Annotated in this window: 14 protein-coding genes; 7 read left to right on the top strand and 7 right to left on the bottom strand. The window is 59.8% G+C overall.

What is annotated here, in order from left to right; all coding sequences use genetic code 11:
* Positions 1-166 precede the first annotated feature (166 nt).
* Complete coding sequence (locus tag M0808_RS09520; protein WP_097086973.1) at positions 167-2617, bottom strand: glycogen/starch/alpha-glucan phosphorylase; 2451 nt, start codon at positions 2615-2617, stop codon at positions 167-169.
* 259 nt (positions 2618-2876) lie between these two features.
* Between M0808_RS09520 and M0808_RS09515 the strand changes: the two genes are divergently transcribed.
* Positions 2877-3314: a YkgJ family cysteine cluster protein gene (locus M0808_RS09515; protein ID WP_016985748.1), complete on the top strand. Its 438-nt coding sequence runs from the start codon at positions 2877-2879 to the stop codon at positions 3312-3314.
* Between the two features lie 328 nt (positions 3315-3642).
* Here the strand turns inward: M0808_RS09515 and typA are convergent, their stop codons facing one another.
* A complete protein-coding gene (gene typA / locus M0808_RS09510; protein ID WP_007961739.1) occupies positions 3643-5463 on the bottom strand; it encodes a translational GTPase TypA in 1821 nt (606 codons plus the stop codon).
* A 139-nt stretch (positions 5464-5602) separates the two neighbouring features.
* The gene (gene thiI / locus M0808_RS09505) at positions 5603-7057 is read right to left on the bottom strand and encodes a tRNA uracil 4-sulfurtransferase ThiI (protein ID WP_027611269.1); all 1455 of its coding nucleotides are present in this window, start codon (positions 7055-7057) and stop codon (positions 5603-5605) included.
* A gap of 328 nt (positions 7058-7385) precedes the next feature.
* Between thiI and glnA the strand changes: the two genes are divergently transcribed.
* From glnA to ntrC, 5 genes are all read left to right on the top strand, one after another.
* The gene (gene glnA / locus M0808_RS09500) at positions 7386-8792 is read left to right on the top strand and encodes a glutamate--ammonia ligase (protein ID WP_003220788.1); all 1407 of its coding nucleotides are present in this window, start codon (positions 7386-7388) and stop codon (positions 8790-8792) included.
* A gap of 285 nt (positions 8793-9077) precedes the next feature.
* On the top strand, positions 9078-9590 hold the full coding sequence (locus M0808_RS09495) for a DUF4124 domain-containing protein (RefSeq protein ID WP_226499821.1): 513 nt from the start codon (positions 9078-9080) through the stop codon (positions 9588-9590).
* Entirely contained in the window at positions 9587-10204 is a 618-nt protein-coding gene (locus tag M0808_RS09490; protein WP_247840879.1) for a DUF4124 domain-containing protein, read from the top strand. Before M0808_RS09495 ends, M0808_RS09490 begins: the two co-directional genes overlap by 4 nt.
* A 231-nt stretch (positions 10205-10435) precedes the next feature.
* Positions 10436-11521: a nitrogen regulation protein NR(II) gene (gene glnL, locus M0808_RS09485; protein ID WP_007961730.1), complete on the top strand. Its 1086-nt coding sequence runs from the start codon at positions 10436-10438 to the stop codon at positions 11519-11521.
* A complete protein-coding gene (gene ntrC / locus M0808_RS09480; protein WP_007961729.1) occupies positions 11518-12954 on the top strand; it encodes a nitrogen regulation protein NR(I) in 1437 nt (478 codons plus the stop codon). The genes glnL and ntrC overlap by 4 nt, the downstream gene beginning before the upstream one ends.
* A 519-nt stretch (positions 12955-13473) precedes the next feature.
* Here ntrC and M0808_RS09475 read toward each other — a convergent pair.
* Positions 13474-13914: a hypothetical protein gene (locus M0808_RS09475; protein ID WP_098966760.1), complete on the bottom strand. Its 441-nt coding sequence runs from the start codon at positions 13912-13914 to the stop codon at positions 13474-13476.
* On the opposite strand from M0808_RS09475, the gene M0808_RS09470 reads away from it, so the two are divergent.
* Positions 13913-14368: a tRNA (cytidine(34)-2'-O)-methyltransferase gene (locus tag M0808_RS09470; RefSeq protein ID WP_003220777.1), complete on the top strand. Its 456-nt coding sequence runs from the start codon at positions 13913-13915 to the stop codon at positions 14366-14368. The two genes, M0808_RS09475 and M0808_RS09470, sit on opposite strands and share 2 nt — an antisense overlap.
* A gap of 130 nt (positions 14369-14498) precedes the next feature.
* Here M0808_RS09470 and secB read toward each other — a convergent pair whose 3' ends face one another.
* The 3 genes from secB to M0808_RS09455 are packed head-to-tail and all read right to left on the bottom strand — an operon-like array spanning position 14499 to position 15711.
* The gene (gene secB / locus M0808_RS09465; RefSeq protein WP_027611264.1) at positions 14499-14984 is read right to left on the bottom strand and encodes a protein-export chaperone SecB; all 486 of its coding nucleotides are present in this window, start codon (positions 14982-14984) and stop codon (positions 14499-14501) included.
* Positions 14985-15041: 57 nt separating this feature from the next.
* Entirely contained in the window at positions 15042-15296 is a 255-nt protein-coding gene (gene grxC / locus M0808_RS09460) for a glutaredoxin 3 (RefSeq protein ID WP_247840877.1), read from the bottom strand.
* A gap of 1 nt (position 15297) precedes the next feature.
* Complete coding sequence (locus M0808_RS09455; RefSeq protein WP_007961724.1) at positions 15298-15711, bottom strand: rhodanese-like domain-containing protein; 414 nt, start codon at positions 15709-15711, stop codon at positions 15298-15300.
* Between the last annotated feature and the right edge of the window lie 52 nt (positions 15712-15763).

Below are 15763 nucleotides of genomic sequence, written 5' to 3'. Positions count from 1 at the left end.
GAAGGCGTTGTGTCAGTCGATATCCGGTTGACTGATACAACGCCTTCGCGAGCAAGCCCGCTCCCACAAGGGGTCTTATGCTGACTGACACATTCGGTAAACCGGCGCTCAGTATATCGATCCGGCCCAACAAACGTTGGGCCTTACGCACATTTGTTGCAGAAAATCACTCCAGTGCCTTCCAGATATCCGTGGCGTACTCGCGAATCGTCCGGTCGGACGAGAACCAGCCCATCCGCGCCGTGTTGAGCACTGCCGAGCGCCACCAGTTGTTGGAATCGTGCCAGTGCGCATCGACGCGTTTTTGCGCTTCCCAATAGGAATCGAAGTCGGCGCAGACCAGGAAGCGATCGTAGTCCACCAGCGAATCGATCAGCCCGGTGTAGCGCGACGTGTCATCCGGCGAGAACACACCACTGCGGATCGCTTGCAGCACGTCGCTCAAACGATGCGACGCGGCGATGTCCGGCGCGGCGCTGAACTCGTGGTTCTGTTTGCGCGCCTCGACCTGCTGTGCGCTGAGGCCGAAGATGAACATGTGCTCGGCGCCGATGCGCTCGCACATTTCCACGTTGGCGCCGTCGAGGGTGCCGATGGTCAGCGCACCGTTGAGGCCGAACTTCATGTTACTGGTGCCCGAGGCTTCGAACCCGGCCGTGGAAATCTGCTCGGACAAGTCCGCCGCAGGAATGATGCTTTCCGCCAGGCTGACGTTGTAGTTGGGCAGGAACACCACTTTCAGCAAACCGCGCACTGTCGGGTCGTTGTTCACTACCCGGGCGATGTCGTTGGTCAGTTTGATGATCAATTTGGCCTGGTGATAACTGGCCGCCGCTTTACCGGCGAAGATTTTCACCCGAGGTACCCAGTCGACTTCAGGCTCGGCGCGGATTGCCTGATACAGCGCCACGGTGTGCATCAGGTTGAGCAACTGGCGCTTGTATTCGTGGATCCGTTTGACCTGCACGTCGAACATCGCCGCCGGGTTGACCGCGATCCCCAGCCGCTCGTGAATCAGATAGGCCAGGGCCTTTTTGCTGTGCAGGCGCTGTTCGGCGAAGGCTTTGCGGAAGGCGGGTTGCTCGGCGAACGGTTCGAGGTCGAGCAAGCGTTCTTCCGGGTTATCCAGCACCTCCGGGCCGAGGGAGTCGACCAGCATCGAGGTCAGCTCGGAGTTGGCCTGGAACAGCCAACGGCGGAAGGTGATGCCGTTGGTTTTGTTGTTGATCCGTTCCGGGTAGAGCTTGTGCAGTTCGGCGAATACAGTCTTGCGCATCAACTGCGTGTGCAGCCCGGATACGCCGTTGACGCTGTGCGAACCGAGGAACGCGAGGTTGCCCATGCGCACCCGGCGACCGTTGTCCTCTTCGATCAGCGACACCGCGCGCAGCACGTCGAAATCGTGAATCCCTTTGGCCCGCAGCGAGTCGATGTGCTGGGCGTTGATCAGATAAATGATCTGCATGTGCCGCGGCAGCATGCGCTCCATCAGGCCGACCGGCCAGGTTTCCAGCGCTTCGGGCAACAGCGTGTGGTTGGTGTACGACAAGGTATCGACGGTGACTTGCCACGCCGCATCCCAGGCCACGTCGTAGACGTCGACCAGTTGCCGCATCAATTCAGCAACGGCAATCGAAGGGTGGGTGTCGTTGAGCTGGATCGCCGCGTGATCGCCCAAGGTCAGCACCGAGGTGTGCATGTTGCGATGACGACGCAGCAAATCCTGCAAGGAAGCGGCGACGAAGAAGTATTCCTGGCGCAGGCGCAGTTCCTGCCCGGCCTCAGTGCTGTCTGCCGGGTAAAGCACGCGGGAAATACTTTCAGCGCGGGCGACTTCGGCGACGGCACCCAAGTGGTCACCGGCGTTGAAGCGCTCCAGGTGCAGATCTTCCATGGCTCGCGCACGCCACAGCCGCAGGGTGTTGACGCTCGCCCCGCGCCAGCCGACCACTGGCGTGTCATAGGCAATCGCGCGCACGGTTTCCGCAGGCGACCAGACCTGTTTGGTCTTGCCGCTGGCATCGGTGACGGTTTCGACGCTGCCGCCGAAGCCGATCGAGTACACCACTTCCGGACGTTCGAACTCCCACGGGTTGCCGAAATCCAGCCAGTGCTCGGTCTGCTCCTGCTGCCAACCATCGACGATGGCCTGCCGGAACAGCCCATGCTCGTAGCGAATGCCGTAGCCGTGCCCGGCGATGCCGAGGGTCGACATGCTTTCCATGAAGCACGCCGCCAGACGCCCGAGGCCGCCGTTGCCGAGTGCCGCGTCGGGTTCCAGCAGGCGGATCCGTTCCAGATCGACGCCCAGCTCGGTCAGCGCTTCACGGGCGACGTCGAGCAGGCCAAGGTTGCTCAGGCTGTCGTAGAGCAAACGGCCGATGAGAAATTCCAGCGAGAGGTAATACACCCGCTTCTGGCCTTTGCGGTAGATCTGCCGGGTGTGGTCCATCCAGTGTTCGACCATGTGGTCGCGCGCCGCCAGGGCAATGGCTTCGAACCAGTCATGGTCGAAAGCGTGATCCGGGTCTTTACCCACTGCATAGGTGAGCTTGGTCAGGACGGCATCGCGGAATGCGGCCACCTCTGCTTCGCGAACTAGTGGTTCTTGAGTCATCGATAGGACCTCGAGCGAGCGGGGAATTGTCTGAGCCTAGACGGTCTGACCGACGGTAGAGGCGCTGGTTCGGCAGTTTTTCCGAAGTCGGTGAGATAGCCCGGCATTACCTTGGCGAGTGGGCTAATGAATGCAGGGGCCGTGCCGGACTGAATGACATTTGCGCGGCATTTGCAAAAATCTGGCGAAAGGTTGTTCAAAAATCCACCAGTCCCGGTATGATCGCGCGCCCTGATGCACACACGCCTGGTAACCCCCGATGATGAAGCCCAACCTGATTGCCGCCGCCGAGATCGACCGTCTCGATACGTGGGCCAAATATTCGGCCCCGATGTGCGGCTCTTGTGTCTCCAGCTGCTGCACCCTGCCGGTCGAGGTCAAGATCAAGGACCTGGTACGCATCGGCGTGGTCGACGAGTTCGAGCTGGGCGATCCGCCGAAGAACATCGCCAAGCGCCTGCAAAAGGAAGGGCTGGTCGAGCGCTTCAACCAGAAGTCGGGGATCTTTACTCTACAGCGCATGAGCAACAACGATTGCTACTACCTGGATCGTAAGAGCCGCCTGTGCACCATTTATGACAAACGCCCGGACACTTGCCGCAACCACCCGAAAATCGGCCCGCGGCCGGGGTATTGCGCGTACAAGCCGAAAGAAGTCGAGCGGGTGCAGAATTTCCGCGCGATTGAGAAGTTCTAAAAGCTTACCCTCACCCCAGCCCTCTCCCGGAGGGAGAGGGGGCCGACCGAGGTGTCTGGCGCCATACATCGACCTGAAACACCCAGTCGATTATGGATTCGATAAAGCCCCACCAAATCGATTATGGATTCAGCAGAATTCTTGCAAGTCGGTGCATCTCACGAATATCCCCCATTCAGTCCCCTCTCCCTCCGGGCGGTCCGACGTTTCGGGAGGGCTAGGGTGAGGGGCTTTTGATCTTCAAGGCTCAATCCACATTTCCCCCAGACAAACAAAAACGCCCCCGGTCTCGCGACCGGGGGCGTTTTTTTTCAGCCTGGGCTAAATCTTATGCCTTGGCTTTCTTGGCAGCGCGGGTACGCTCGCTTTCGTCCAGGATCTTCTTGCGAAGACGGATGGACTTAGGCGTGACTTCGCACAGCTCGTCTTCCTGGATGTATTCCAGAGCCTGTTCCAGAGTGAAGCGAACAGGTGGTACCAGAGCGATGGTTTCGTCTTTACCCGAAGCACGCATGTTGTCGAGCTTCTTGCCTTTGGTAGGGTTCACACCCAGGTCGTTGTCGCGGCTGTTCTGACCAACGATCTGACCGTTGTAGATCTCCTGGCCGTGTTCTACGAACAGCTTGCCACGAGCCTGCAGGGTTTCCAGCGAGTAGGTCAGTGCCTTGCCGGTTTCAACCGAAACCAGAACGCCGTTCTGACGGCCGGACATGTGGCCCGACTTCACTGGAGCGTAACGATCGAAGATCGAGGTCAGGATGCCAGCACCGTTGGTCAGGGTCAGGAACTGGTTACGGAAACCGATCAGACCGCGAGCAGGGATGTTGTATTCCAGACGAACACGGCCCTTGCCATCCGGCACCATGTTGCTCAGGTCGCCCTTACGCAGACCCATCTCTTCCATGACCTTGCCCTGCGATTCTTCAGGGATGTCGATGGTGACGTTTTCGAACGGTTCCTGCTTCACGCCGTCAACTTCACGGATGATCACTTCAGGACGGCCCAGGGCCAGCTCGAAGCCTTCGCGACGCATGGTTTCGATCAGTACCGAGAGGTGCAGCTCACCACGGCCGGAAACCTTGAACTTGTCAGCCGAGTCGCCTTCTTCAACGCGCAGTGCAACGTTGTACAGCAGCTCTTTGTCCAGACGATCCTTGATGTTACGGGAGGTCACGAACTTGCCTTCTTTACCGCAGAATGGCGAATCGTTTACCTGGAAGGTCATGGAAACGGTTGGCTCGTCAACGGTCAGCGGCTTCATCGCCTCGACGGTGTTGATGTCGCACAGGGTGTCGGAGATGAACAGCTCGTCGAAGCCGCTGATGCAGACGATGTCGCCGGCTGCTGCTTCTTCAACGTCAATGCGGTGCAGACCGTGGTGACCCATCAGCTTCAGGATACGACCGTTGCGGCGCTTGCCGTCGGCGCTGATCGCGACAACCGGGGTGTTCGGCTTGACGCGACCACGAGCGATACGGCCAACACCGATAACACCCAGGAAGCTGTTGTAGTCCAGAGCGGAGATCTGCATCTGGAACGGACCGTCACGGTCAACGGCCGGAGGCGGAACGTGGTCGACAACTGCCTGGTACAGCGCAGTCATGTCTTCGCCCATGGCGGTGTGATCCAGACCGGCGATACCGTTCAGGGCCGAAGCGTAAACAACCTGGAAGTCCAGTTGTTCTTCGGTAGCACCGAGGTTGTCGAACAGGTCGAAGATCTGGTCCAGAACCCAGTCCGGACGCGCGCCTGGACGGTCAACCTTGTTGATGACCACGATTGGACGCAGGCCGGCTTCGAACGCCTTCTTGGTCACGAAACGGGTTTGCGGCATAGGGCCGTCTTGAGCGTCAACCAGCAGCAGAACGGAGTCAACCATCGACATTACGCGTTCTACTTCGCCGCCGAAGTCGGCGTGGCCCGGGGTGTCCACGATGTTGATGTGGTAGCCGTTCCAGTTGATGGCGGTGTTTTTCGCCAGAATGGTAATACCGCGCTCTTTTTCCTGGTCGTTGGAGTCCATCACGCGCTCGTCGTTGAGCTCGTTGCGCTCCAGAGTGCCGGATTGACGCAGGAGTTTGTCTACCAGGGTGGTCTTACCATGGTCAACGTGGGCAATGATGGCGATGTTACGTAGATTTTCGATCACTTGTGTATCTCGATCAGAGGATTCGGTTTGCTGACAAGTCTTGGCAGCGATTAACAGTAGTGTCCGGCATGGCCGTTACAGCTTGACGGCGGTGTCGGGGGGCCGGTGACGCAGGCCACAGGCAAACAGCCCCGGGCACTTAGCTCGGTCGATAAACGCGCACATTGGCATGCCCCTCACTGAGCAAATGGTGAGCATGCAGGCGACTCATCACGCCTTTGTCGCAATACAGCAGGTACTGGCGAGTCGGATCCAGCTCCTTGAAACGAGCGTTCACTGCGTAGAACGGCATCGTCTGTACTTCTATGCCGGCAAGTTCCAGCGGGTCATCCTCGGCCGCATCCGGGTGACGGATGTCGATGACGATCTGACCGGCCAGCGCTTCGCCGACTTCTTCGATCTGCAAGTCCTGGCCCAATTCGTCGATCACTCGATCGATCGGCACCAGCTTGGCGTTTTCGAGCGCACGCTCGAGAACCGCCATGTCGAATTCTTTCTCTTCGTGCTCAACACGGTGGCGCTTGGCGGCAGTCTTCGGATTGACCGAGATGACCCCGCAGTACTCCGGCATGTGCCGGGCGAAATCGGCGGTGCCGATCTCGTTGGCCGTGTCGATGATGTCCTGCTTGTGCGCAACGATCAGTGGGCGCAGGACCAGTTTGTCGGTCACACAGTCGATCACCGACAGGTTCGGCAGCGTCTGGCTCGATACCTGGGAGATCGCTTCGCCGGTAACCAGCGCGTCGATGTGCAGCCGGTCGGCGATGGCCGACGATGCGCGCAACATCATACGCTTCAATACGACGCCCATATGACTGTTATCGACTTTGCCGAGAATTTCGCCCAACACTTCTTCGAACGGAACACTGACAAATAGCACGCGTTGCGAGCTGCCGTACTTCTTCCAGATGAAATGCGCGACTTCCATCACGCCCAATTCGTGGGCACGACCGCCGAGATTGAAGAAGCAGAAATGCGCCATCAGGCCGCGGCGCATGATCTGGTACGCGGCAACCGTCGAGTCAAAGCCGCCGGACATCAGTACCAGCGTCTGCTCCAGGGCGCCGAGCGGGTAACCGCCGATGCCGTTGTGCTGGCTGTGGATGACAAACAACCGTTGGTCGCGAACTTCGATGCGAACTTCGATTTCCGGGTCTTTGAGGTCGATTCCGGCCGCACCGCACTCACGACGCAGCTTGCTGCCGACGTATTTTTCGACGTCCATCGAGCTGAACGGGTGCTTGCCGGCACGCTTGCAGCGCACCGAGAAAATCTTCCCGGCCAGTACATCGCCGTAGTGCTGTTTGCACTTCTCGGTGATGTCGTCGAAGTCGCCCAGCGGGTACTCGTCGATCTGCAGAAAATGCGCGACACCCGGGGTGCAGGTCAGGCGCTCACCCATCTCTTTCAAGGCTTTGGGGTCGGTAACGCGGGTTTCCAGCTCGAGATTGTCCCACACACCGTTCACCACCACGGCCGGGTCCAGATCGCGGAGCACGGCGCGGATGTTCTTGGCCAACTGGCGGATGAAACGCATCCGGACAGGGCGGCTTTTGATGGTGATCTCGGGGAAGACTTTTACGATTAGTTTCATGAAAACAGCGCGCGCAGGGCCAGCCGAAAAAGGGGGGCGCGGATTATAGCGGAAATTGCTCAAGGTTTAACCAGTTAATATGCAGAAGGTTTCACTTGCACCAAAACGGGTCATTTCTGATTTGAAGCGCTACATTAAGGGGCGAGATTTTCGCCTTTATGGCGCTTTGCAGTGCTCAAAGCGTGAAATTGGGGCAAAAAACCCATGCTGGGGCACTGGCATGCAATTTGCTCCCTTGTGAGGCAGGTTGCCTTGGCAGAGTATCTGCGCCGGCATCACCCCTATTAAGGGCATCCACTACCAAGCCCTAAGCCACCCGGAGGACACTATGTCGAAGTCGGTTCAACTCATCAAAGATCATGACGTCAAGTGGATTGATCTGCGCTTCACGGACACCAAAGGCACTCAGCACCACGTGACCATGCCGGCTCGCGATGCGCTGGAAGACGACTTCTTCGAAGTCGGCAAGATGTTCGACGGCTCCTCCATCGCTGGCTGGAAAGGCATCGAAGCCTCCGACATGATCCTGCTGCCGGACGACGATACTGCCGTTCTCGACCCGTTCACCGAAGACGCAACCCTGATCCTGGTTTGCGACATCATCGAACCGTCGACCATGCAAGGTTACGATCGCGACCCGCGCGCCATCGCTCACCGCGCCGAGGAATACCTGAAGACCACCGGTATCGGTGACACCGTCTTCGCCGGTCCCGAGCCAGAATTCTTCATCTTCGACGAAGTGAAGTTCAAGTCCGACATCTCCGGCTCGATGTTCAAGATCTACTCCGAACAAGGCTCGTGGATGTCCGACCAGGACATCGAAGGCGGCAACAAAGGCCACCGTCCTGGCATCAAAGGCGGCTACTTCCCGGTTCCGCCGTTCGACCACGACCACGAAATCCGTACTGCCATGTGCAACGCACTGGAAGAGATGGGCCAGACCGTTGAAGTTCACCACCACGAAGTGGCGACTGCCGGTCAGAACGAAATCGGTGTCAAGTTCAACACCCTGGTGAAGAAAGCTGACGAAGTTCAGACTCTGAAATACGTTGTCCACAACGTTGCCGACGCTTACGGCCGCACTGCGACCTTCATGCCGAAGCCACTGTACGGCGACAACGGCTCGGGCATGCACGTGCACATGTCCATCGCCAAAGACGGCAAGAACACCTTCGCAGGTGAAGGCTATGCCGGCCTGTCCGAAACCGCCCTGTACTTCATCGGCGGCATCATCAAGCACGGTAAGGCCCTGAACGGCTTCACCAACCCGGCTACCAACTCCTACAAGCGTCTGGTGCCAGGTTTCGAAGCGCCGGTGATGCTGGCCTACTCGGCTCGCAACCGTTCCGCCTCGATCCGTATTCCTTACGTCAACAGCCCACGCGGCCGTCGTATCGAAGCACGCTTCCCGGATCCGGCTGCCAACCCGTACCTGGCTTTCGCAGCACTGCTGATGGCCGGTCTGGACGGCATCCAGAACAAGATCCACCCAGGCGATGCCGCTGACAAAAACCTGTACGACCTGCCGCCTGAAGAGGCGAAAGAGATCCCACAAGTTTGCGGCAGCCTGAAAGAAGCCCTGGAAGAGCTGGACAAGGGCCGTGCGTTCCTGACCAAGGGCGGCGTGTTCTCCGACGACTTCATCGACGCTTACATCGCGCTGAAATCCGAAGAGGAAATCAAAGTCCGCACCTTCGTACACCCACTGGAATATGAGCTGTACTACAGCTGCTGATCCGGTAGCGCCGCGCTACGCGGCGTGACAAAAAGAGGCCTCCTTCGGGAGGCCTTTTTATTGCCCAAGATTTATGAAACTACGCAAACCCCCTGTGGGAGCGGGCTTGCTCGCGAAGGCGTCGTGTCAGCCACCATCACCTTCAATGACCGACCGCATTCGCGAGCAAGCCCACTCCCACAGGGATTTTTGGCGTCTGAATGATCTCCGGATATGTCCCGGGTTGGGCCAACCGCCGCACCTGGCCTATGCTGCACCCCATCGCTTTCTTTCCCGGTCGATTTCATGGGTCGCACCTTTCTCTACCTCCTGCTGCTGATCGCCCTGCCCGCCGCCGCGCAGATCTACAAGTACACCGATGCCAATGGCAACACGGTTTACAGCGATCACTCGCCGGACGGTGTTCAGGCGCAGCCGGTGGAGTTGCCGCCACTCAACCGCGTCGAGCCACAGGCACCGAGCGCGCCAGCGCCTTCAAGCACCGACACACGCCCCGCGGCACGCAGTGCCTACGAGGTGCTGGAACTGACCGGCCTGCCCAGCGAAGAAGCGCTGCGCGCCAACAACGGCACCTTCACTGTCAATGTGCTGATCAAGCCGCGCCTGCAGGCGCCGCACCAATTAAGGCTGGTGCTGGACGACGCACCTTACGGCCAGCCGAGCAACGTGCCGATCCTGCAATTGGTGAATGTCGATCGCGGCGAGCATCGTCTCGCGGTGCAGGTGATCGACGGCGAAGCGATCATCCAGCAGAGCCCGGCGGTGGTGTTCACCGTACAGCGGGTGCACAAGCCATGAGATTTTTCTGGCTGATCCTGTGCCTGTTCGCCCTGCCCGCTTCGGCAGAGGTCTTCACCTATGTCGACGCGCAGGGCAATCGCGTCTACACCGACCAGCCGCGCGGCAACGCCAAGCGCGTGCCTATCGCCACCAGCAATCGCATGTCGGCCAACCCCACGGCTGCAGCACCGATCAGCGCTGTAAAAAAGGTCGCGGAACAACCACCGTTTCACTACGACATGCTGCGCATCCTGATCCCCGAGCCGGATGCGACCCTTCGCAGCAGCGCGGGCGAGGTGATCGTCAGTGTCACCAGCGAACCTGGCTTACAGCAGGGCCATCGCTATCGCCTGCTGCTGGACGGCCAGGCCACTGGCGAGCCGGGACTGAGTCCGGTATTCCCGCTGAGCAACATCGACCGCGGCAGTCACAACCTGTCGGTGGAAATCCTTGATGAGCAGGGTCGCACTGTCGAGCGCACCGCCAACCAGCCGTTCCACATGCTGCGCATCTCGCTGGCGCAGAAACGCCAGGTCAAACCCTGCGTCAGCGAGGACTACGGCGTGCGCCCGGAATGTCCGCTGAAAGACAAACCCGCCGAAGAAAAAAATCCCTTCCTGCGCTTCTTCTAACGCCATTCAGCTTTACGCACTATATTGGTGCAACAGGCTGCACCGTACCCAGATTCCAACCCATTTTGGTTCGAAACTTCCCGTTTGAGCTGGCACCCTGCCACGCAAACGAGCGTCAAACGCCTGTTTCACGGGTTGAACGCTTCTTTTCGGAGCCTTGGTTTGGTTTTTGCATTTTCCGTTTAACGACGCCTGCTTCTTGCGCACGCTCCGCCCCCAAAAGAGGCTCCGATGACTATTAGCGACGCAATCCACCGTTTGCTGCTCGACAACCTGACCACCGCCACCATCCTGCTCGACGCCGAACTGCGCCTCGAATACATGAACCCGGCGGCCGAGATGCTGCTGGCCATCAGCGGTCAGCGCAGCCATGGGCAGTTCATCAGCGAGTTGTTCACCGAGTCCACCGAGGCGCTCAACTCGCTGCGTCAGGCGGTCGAACAGGCGCACCCTTTCACCAAGCGCGAAGCGATGCTCACCGCCCTCACCGGCCAGACTCTGACCGTGGACTACGCAGTGACACCGATCCTCAGCAACGGCGCGACCATGCTTCTGCTTGAGGTGCACCCGCGTGATCGCCTGCTGCGGATCACCAAGGAAGAGGCGCAACTGTCCAAGCAGGAAACCAGCAAGATGCTGGTGCGTGGTCTCGCTCACGAGATCAAGAACCCGCTCGGCGGCATCCGGGGCGCCGCGCAGTTGCTGGCCCGCGAACTGCCGGAAGACAGCCTGCGCGACTACACCAACGTGATCATTGAAGAGGCCGACCGTCTGCGCAATCTGGTCGACCGCATGCTCGGCTCGAACAAGCTGCCGTCGCTGGCGCTGTGCAACGTTCACGAAGTGCTGGAGCGCGTCTGCCAACTGGTCGAAGCGGAAAGCCAGGGCTGCATCACCTTGGTGCGCGACTACGACCCGAGCATTCCCGACGTATTGATCGACCGCGAACAAATGATTCAGGCCGTACTGAACATCGTGCGCAACGCCATGCAGGCGATCAGCAGCCAGAACGAGCTGCGTCTGGGCCGCATCAGCCTGCGCACCCGGACCATGCGCCAGTTCACCATCGGCCACGTCCGTCATCGCCTGGTGACCAAAATCGAGATCATCGACAACGGCCCGGGGATCCCTGCAGAACTTCAGGAAACCATCTTCTTTCCCATGGTCAGCGGCCGCCCGGACGGTACCGGGCTGGGCCTGGCCATCACCCAGAACATCATCAGCCAGCACCAGGGCCTGATCGAGTGTGACAGCCACCCCGGCCACACCACGTTCTCGATCTTTCTGCCACTGGAACAAGGAGCCACATCGACATGAGCCGTAGTGAAACCGTGTGGATCGTCGATGACGACCGTTCTATCCGTTGGGTTCTGGAAAAGGCCTTGCAGCAGGAAGGCATGACCACGCAGAGCTTCGACAGCGCCGATGGCGTGATGAGTCGTCTGGCCCGTCAGCAGCCTGATGTGATCATTTCCGACATCCGCATGCCGGGCGCCAGTGGCCTCGACCTGCTGGCACGTATCCGCGAACAGCACCCACGGCTGCCAGTGATCATCATGACCGCGCACTCCGACCTCGACAGCGCCGTTGCGTCTTATCAGGGCGGCGCTTTCGAATACCTGCCGAAGCCGTTCGACGTCGACGAGGCGGTATCGCTGGTCAAGCGCGCCAATCAGCATGCGCAAGAGCAGCAAGGCCTGGAAGTGGTGCCGGCGCTGACCCGCACCCCGGAAATCATCGGCGAAGCGCCGGCGATGCAGGAGGTGTTTCGCGCCATCGGCCGCTTGAGTCACTCCAACATCACCGTGCTGATCAACGGCGAATCCGGCACCGGTAAAGAACTGGTGGCCCACGCCCTGCACCGCCACAGCCCACGCGCGGCCTCGCCGTTCATCGCGCTGAACATGGCGGCGATCCCCAAGGACCTGATGGAATCCGAGCTGTTCGGCCACGAGAAAGGCGCATTCACTGGCGCGGCCAACCTGCGTCGCGGACGCTTCGAACAGGCTGACGGCGGCACGCTGTTCCTCGACGAAATCGGCGACATGCCGGCCGATACCCAGACCCGTTTGCTGCGGGTGCTGGCCGACGGCGAGTTCTATCGCGTTGGCGGGCATGTGCCGGTCAAGGTCGACGTGCGGATCATTGCTGCAACTCACCAGAATCTGGAAACCCTGGTGCATGCCGGGAAATTCCGTGAGGACTTGTTCCACCGCCTCAACGTGATCCGCATCCACATCCCGCGTCTGTCTGATCGTCGCGAAGACATCCCGACCCTGGCCAAGCACTTCCTCAGCCGCGCTGCGCAAGAACTGGCGGTGGAGCCGAAGCTGCTGAAAAGCGAGACCGAGGAATACCTGAAGAACCTGCCATGGCCGGGCAACGTGCGGCAGCTGGAGAACACCTGCCGCTGGATCACCGTGATGGCCTCCGGACGCGAAGTGCACATCAGTGACCTGCCACCGGAACTGCTGAGCCTGCCGCAGGACTCGGCGCCAGTGACCAACTGGGAGCAGGCGCTGCGCCAGTGGGCCGATCAGGCGTTGGCCCGTGGCCAGTCGAGCCTGCTCGACAGCGCGGTACCGGCGTTCGAGCGGATCATGATCGAGACTGCACTGAAGCACACGGCCGGTCGCCGTCGTGATGCGGCGGTATTGCTCGGCTGGGGGCGTAATACCCTGACGCGCAAGATCAAGGAATTGGGGATGAAAGTGGACGGTGGGGATGATGATGAGGGGGATGAGGGCTGATCAACCACGCCCTCTGTGAGAGTGGGCTTGCTCACGAAAGCGCTGTTCATGAAACGTATCAGTGACTGACGCGACGCCTTCGCGAGCAAGCCCGCTCCCACAGTGGCCCCGCCGTGCACCAACCTAATGCACTTTGACCCGTGATCGGGCATCGCAGCCGGTGCAAAAACCATCCAGGCAAGACTGAAAAAACCGACCAGTAAAAACTCGAAAGCCCCGATTTATGGGGCTTTCGCGCATCTGAATCTTTTTTCTGTTTCGAAATACTAAAACTGGCACGCGCCCTGCAATAACCCTTACAGGTGATTCGATTCACCACCCGTTTCGGGGACCTTGGTACAGGCAGGCCGGGGATTCCCCTCTTTACACCGGGTTCAAACCGCAACGCGGCGAACCCACCCTTTTGGGATCCTTGGTACAGGCAGGCCGGGGGTTCCCTCTTTACACCGGACCGACGCTCTCAGCGAAGTCCACCCCGTTTTGGGAGCCCTGGTACAGGCAGGCCGGGGATTCCCGCTTTTATTGCTCCCGGAGATGGATCTCCAGCCGCCAGCGGTCATCGACCTTGCTCCCGGCCCACTCCCCTTGCAGCGGCCGCGCCGCCAGCACCGTCAGCAACAACCCACCGTCACTCACGCGCGTTCGCCAGTTCACATCCTTGCCGTTGAGCTTGAGCTGACCCTTTTGCGCCTTGCCCTCTGCCTGAAACAACAGGGCCACGGTGCCATCGATGATTTCACCGTGCAGCTTCGGTTCGTTGTTGAACCACACCACCAGGCCGTCACCGGTCACGTCGACCTGCTGCAGCACGCTGGGGTCCGGCGTGGTCAGGCGGCCGATCATCAAACCGACCATCACGCCGACAATCGCCAGCGAACCGATCACCCGCGGGAATAGTTTCGAACGCGGGTCGGCTTGCGGCGTAGAATGCGCGTCATCTTTACCTTCGGAGCCGTGCATGTTTCACGTCATCCTTTTTCAACCAGAAATTCCGCCGAACACCGGCAACGTTATCAGGCTGTGCGCCAACAGCGGCTGCCACCTGCATTTGATCGAACCGCTGGGTTTCGAGATGGACGACAAGCGCTTGCGCCGGGCCGGTCTCGACTACCACGAATATGCCACGTTGCAGCGCCACGCCGACCTCGCCAGTTGCCTGGAAAGCCTCGGCAACCCACGGCTGTTCGCGTTCACCACCAAGGGCTCGCGGCCGTTTCACGACGCCGCGTTCGTCCCGGGCGATGCGTTCATCTTCGGCCCGGAAAGCCGTGGCCTGCCGCCGGAAGTGCTCGACGCCCTGCCCGCCGAACAGCGCCTGCGCCTGCCGATGCGTGAAGGCTGCCGCAGCCTGAACCTGTCCAACACCGTGGCGGTGGCTGTTTACGAAGCGTGGCGGCAGAACGACTTCAAATAACACCGGATAACAAATGTGGGAGCGGGCTTGCTCGCGAAGGCGTCGGATCAGATGACATTGATGTCGCCTGACACTGCGCTTTCGCGAGCAAGCCCGCTCCCACATTGGACTTGCGTCGTCGCTCAGATACTTACTGAACGGTCGGCGTCTCGCCAGCTTCCTGCATGCGCTGCAGCTCTTGCGCGTACAGGGCGTCGAAATTCACCGGCGCCAGCATCAGGGCCGGGAACGAACCACGGGTCACCAGGCTGTCCAGGGTTTCGCGCGCGTACGGGAACAGGATGTTCGGGCAGAACGCACCCAGAGTGTGGCTCATCGAAGCCGCGTCGAGGTTCTTGATCAGGAAGATACCGGCCTGTTGCACTTCAGCGATGAAAGCCACTTCGTCGCCGTTTTTCACGGTCACGGACAGGGTCAGTACCACTTCGTAGAAATCGCCTTCCAGCTCTTTCTGACGAGTGTTCAGGTCCAGGCCGACGGTCGGGTCCCACTGCTGGCGGAAGATCGCCGGGCTTTTCGGGGCTTCGAAGGACAGATCGCGTACGTAGATGCGCTGCAAGGAGAATTGCGGTGCGGTTTCTTCTTCGCTGGCTGCAGTGTTCTGTTGGTCAGTCATCTCAGATCCTTTCTGATCTTGGGTCTTTTAGGGATTGCTGTACGTGGGTGCAGCCGTTCAGGCCTTGAGCAGCGCGTCGAGCTTGCCGGCGCGCTCCAGGGCATACAAATCATCACAACCGCCGATGTGCTTGTCGCCGATCCAGATCTGCGGCACGGAGGTGCGTCCGGCCTTCTGGCTCATGGCAGCACGAATCTGCGGCTTGCCATCGACCTTGATCTCTTCGAAGGCCACACCTTTGTTCACGAGCAATTGCTTGGCTCGCATGCAGTAAGGGCAGTAATCGCTGGAGTAGACGATGACTTCGCTCATATCACTTCACCAGCGGCAGGTTGTCGCCTTTCCAGCTGGAGATCCCGCCGGACAGCTTGGCGGCAGTGAAGCCGGATTTCATCAGCTCGCGAGCGTGGGTGCCAGCGGTCTGGCCCAGGGCGTCGACCAGAATGATGGTCTTGGCCTTGTGCTTTTCCAGCTCGCCGGTACGCGCAGCCAGCTTGTCTTGAGGAATGTTGATCGCGCCAACGATATGGCCGGCGGCGTAATCTTTCGCCGGACGGATGTCCACCACCACGCCTGCGTCCTTGTTGACCAGTGCGGTCAGTTCGCCGGTGCTCAGGCTTTTACCGCCGCCCTGCATCGTGTGCGCCAGCAGCAGAGCCAGCAGTACGACGAAGATACCGACAAGAATGTAGTGGTTAGTGGCAAATTCAATCAGGTGAGCAACCATCGAAGGAGGTTCCAGGGCGTTAAAATGTCGGCCAGTATACACAGCCACTATG

Origin of the sequence: Pseudomonas sp. MWU12-3103b (assembly GCF_023100615.1) — a bacterium.
Taxonomy (GTDB): Bacteria; Pseudomonadota; Gammaproteobacteria; order Pseudomonadales; family Pseudomonadaceae; genus Aquipseudomonas; species Aquipseudomonas putida_A.
The sequence above is the reverse complement of the archived record's forward strand: the minus strand, read 5'-3'. Positions and strand labels throughout refer to the sequence as shown.

Bases quoted from the DNA above. Each gene is read 5' to 3' on its own strand.
- M0808_RS09515 (WP_016985748.1), top strand. From the start codon at position 2,877: ATGATGAAGCCCAACCTGATTGCCGCCGCCGAGATCGACCGTCTCGAT.
- M0808_RS09520 (WP_097086973.1), bottom strand. From the start codon at position 2,617: ATGACTCAAGAACCACTAGTTCGCGAAGCAGAGGTGGCCGCATTCCGC.
- M0808_RS09490 (WP_247840879.1), top strand. From the start codon at position 9,587: ATGAGATTTTTCTGGCTGATCCTGTGCCTGTTCGCCCTGCCCGCTTCG.
- M0808_RS09470 (WP_003220777.1), top strand. From the start codon at position 13,913: ATGTTTCACGTCATCCTTTTTCAACCAGAAATTCCGCCGAACACCGGC.
- glnL (WP_007961730.1), top strand. From the start codon at position 10,436: ATGACTATTAGCGACGCAATCCACCGTTTGCTGCTCGACAACCTGACC.
- M0808_RS09455 (WP_007961724.1), bottom strand. From the start codon at position 15,711: ATGGTTGCTCACCTGATTGAATTTGCCACTAACCACTACATTCTTGTC.
- grxC (WP_247840877.1), bottom strand. From the start codon at position 15,296: ATGAGCGAAGTCATCGTCTACTCCAGCGATTACTGCCCTTACTGCATG.
- ntrC (WP_007961729.1), top strand. From the start codon at position 11,518: ATGAGCCGTAGTGAAACCGTGTGGATCGTCGATGACGACCGTTCTATC.
- M0808_RS09495 (WP_226499821.1), top strand. From the start codon at position 9,078: ATGGGTCGCACCTTTCTCTACCTCCTGCTGCTGATCGCCCTGCCCGCC.
- secB (WP_027611264.1), bottom strand. From the start codon at position 14,984: ATGACTGACCAACAGAACACTGCAGCCAGCGAAGAAGAAACCGCACCG.
- thiI (WP_027611269.1), bottom strand. From the start codon at position 7,057: ATGAAACTAATCGTAAAAGTCTTCCCCGAGATCACCATCAAAAGCCGC.
- glnA (WP_003220788.1), top strand. From the start codon at position 7,386: ATGTCGAAGTCGGTTCAACTCATCAAAGATCATGACGTCAAGTGGATT.
- M0808_RS09475 (WP_098966760.1), bottom strand. From the start codon at position 13,914: ATGCACGGCTCCGAAGGTAAAGATGACGCGCATTCTACGCCGCAAGCC.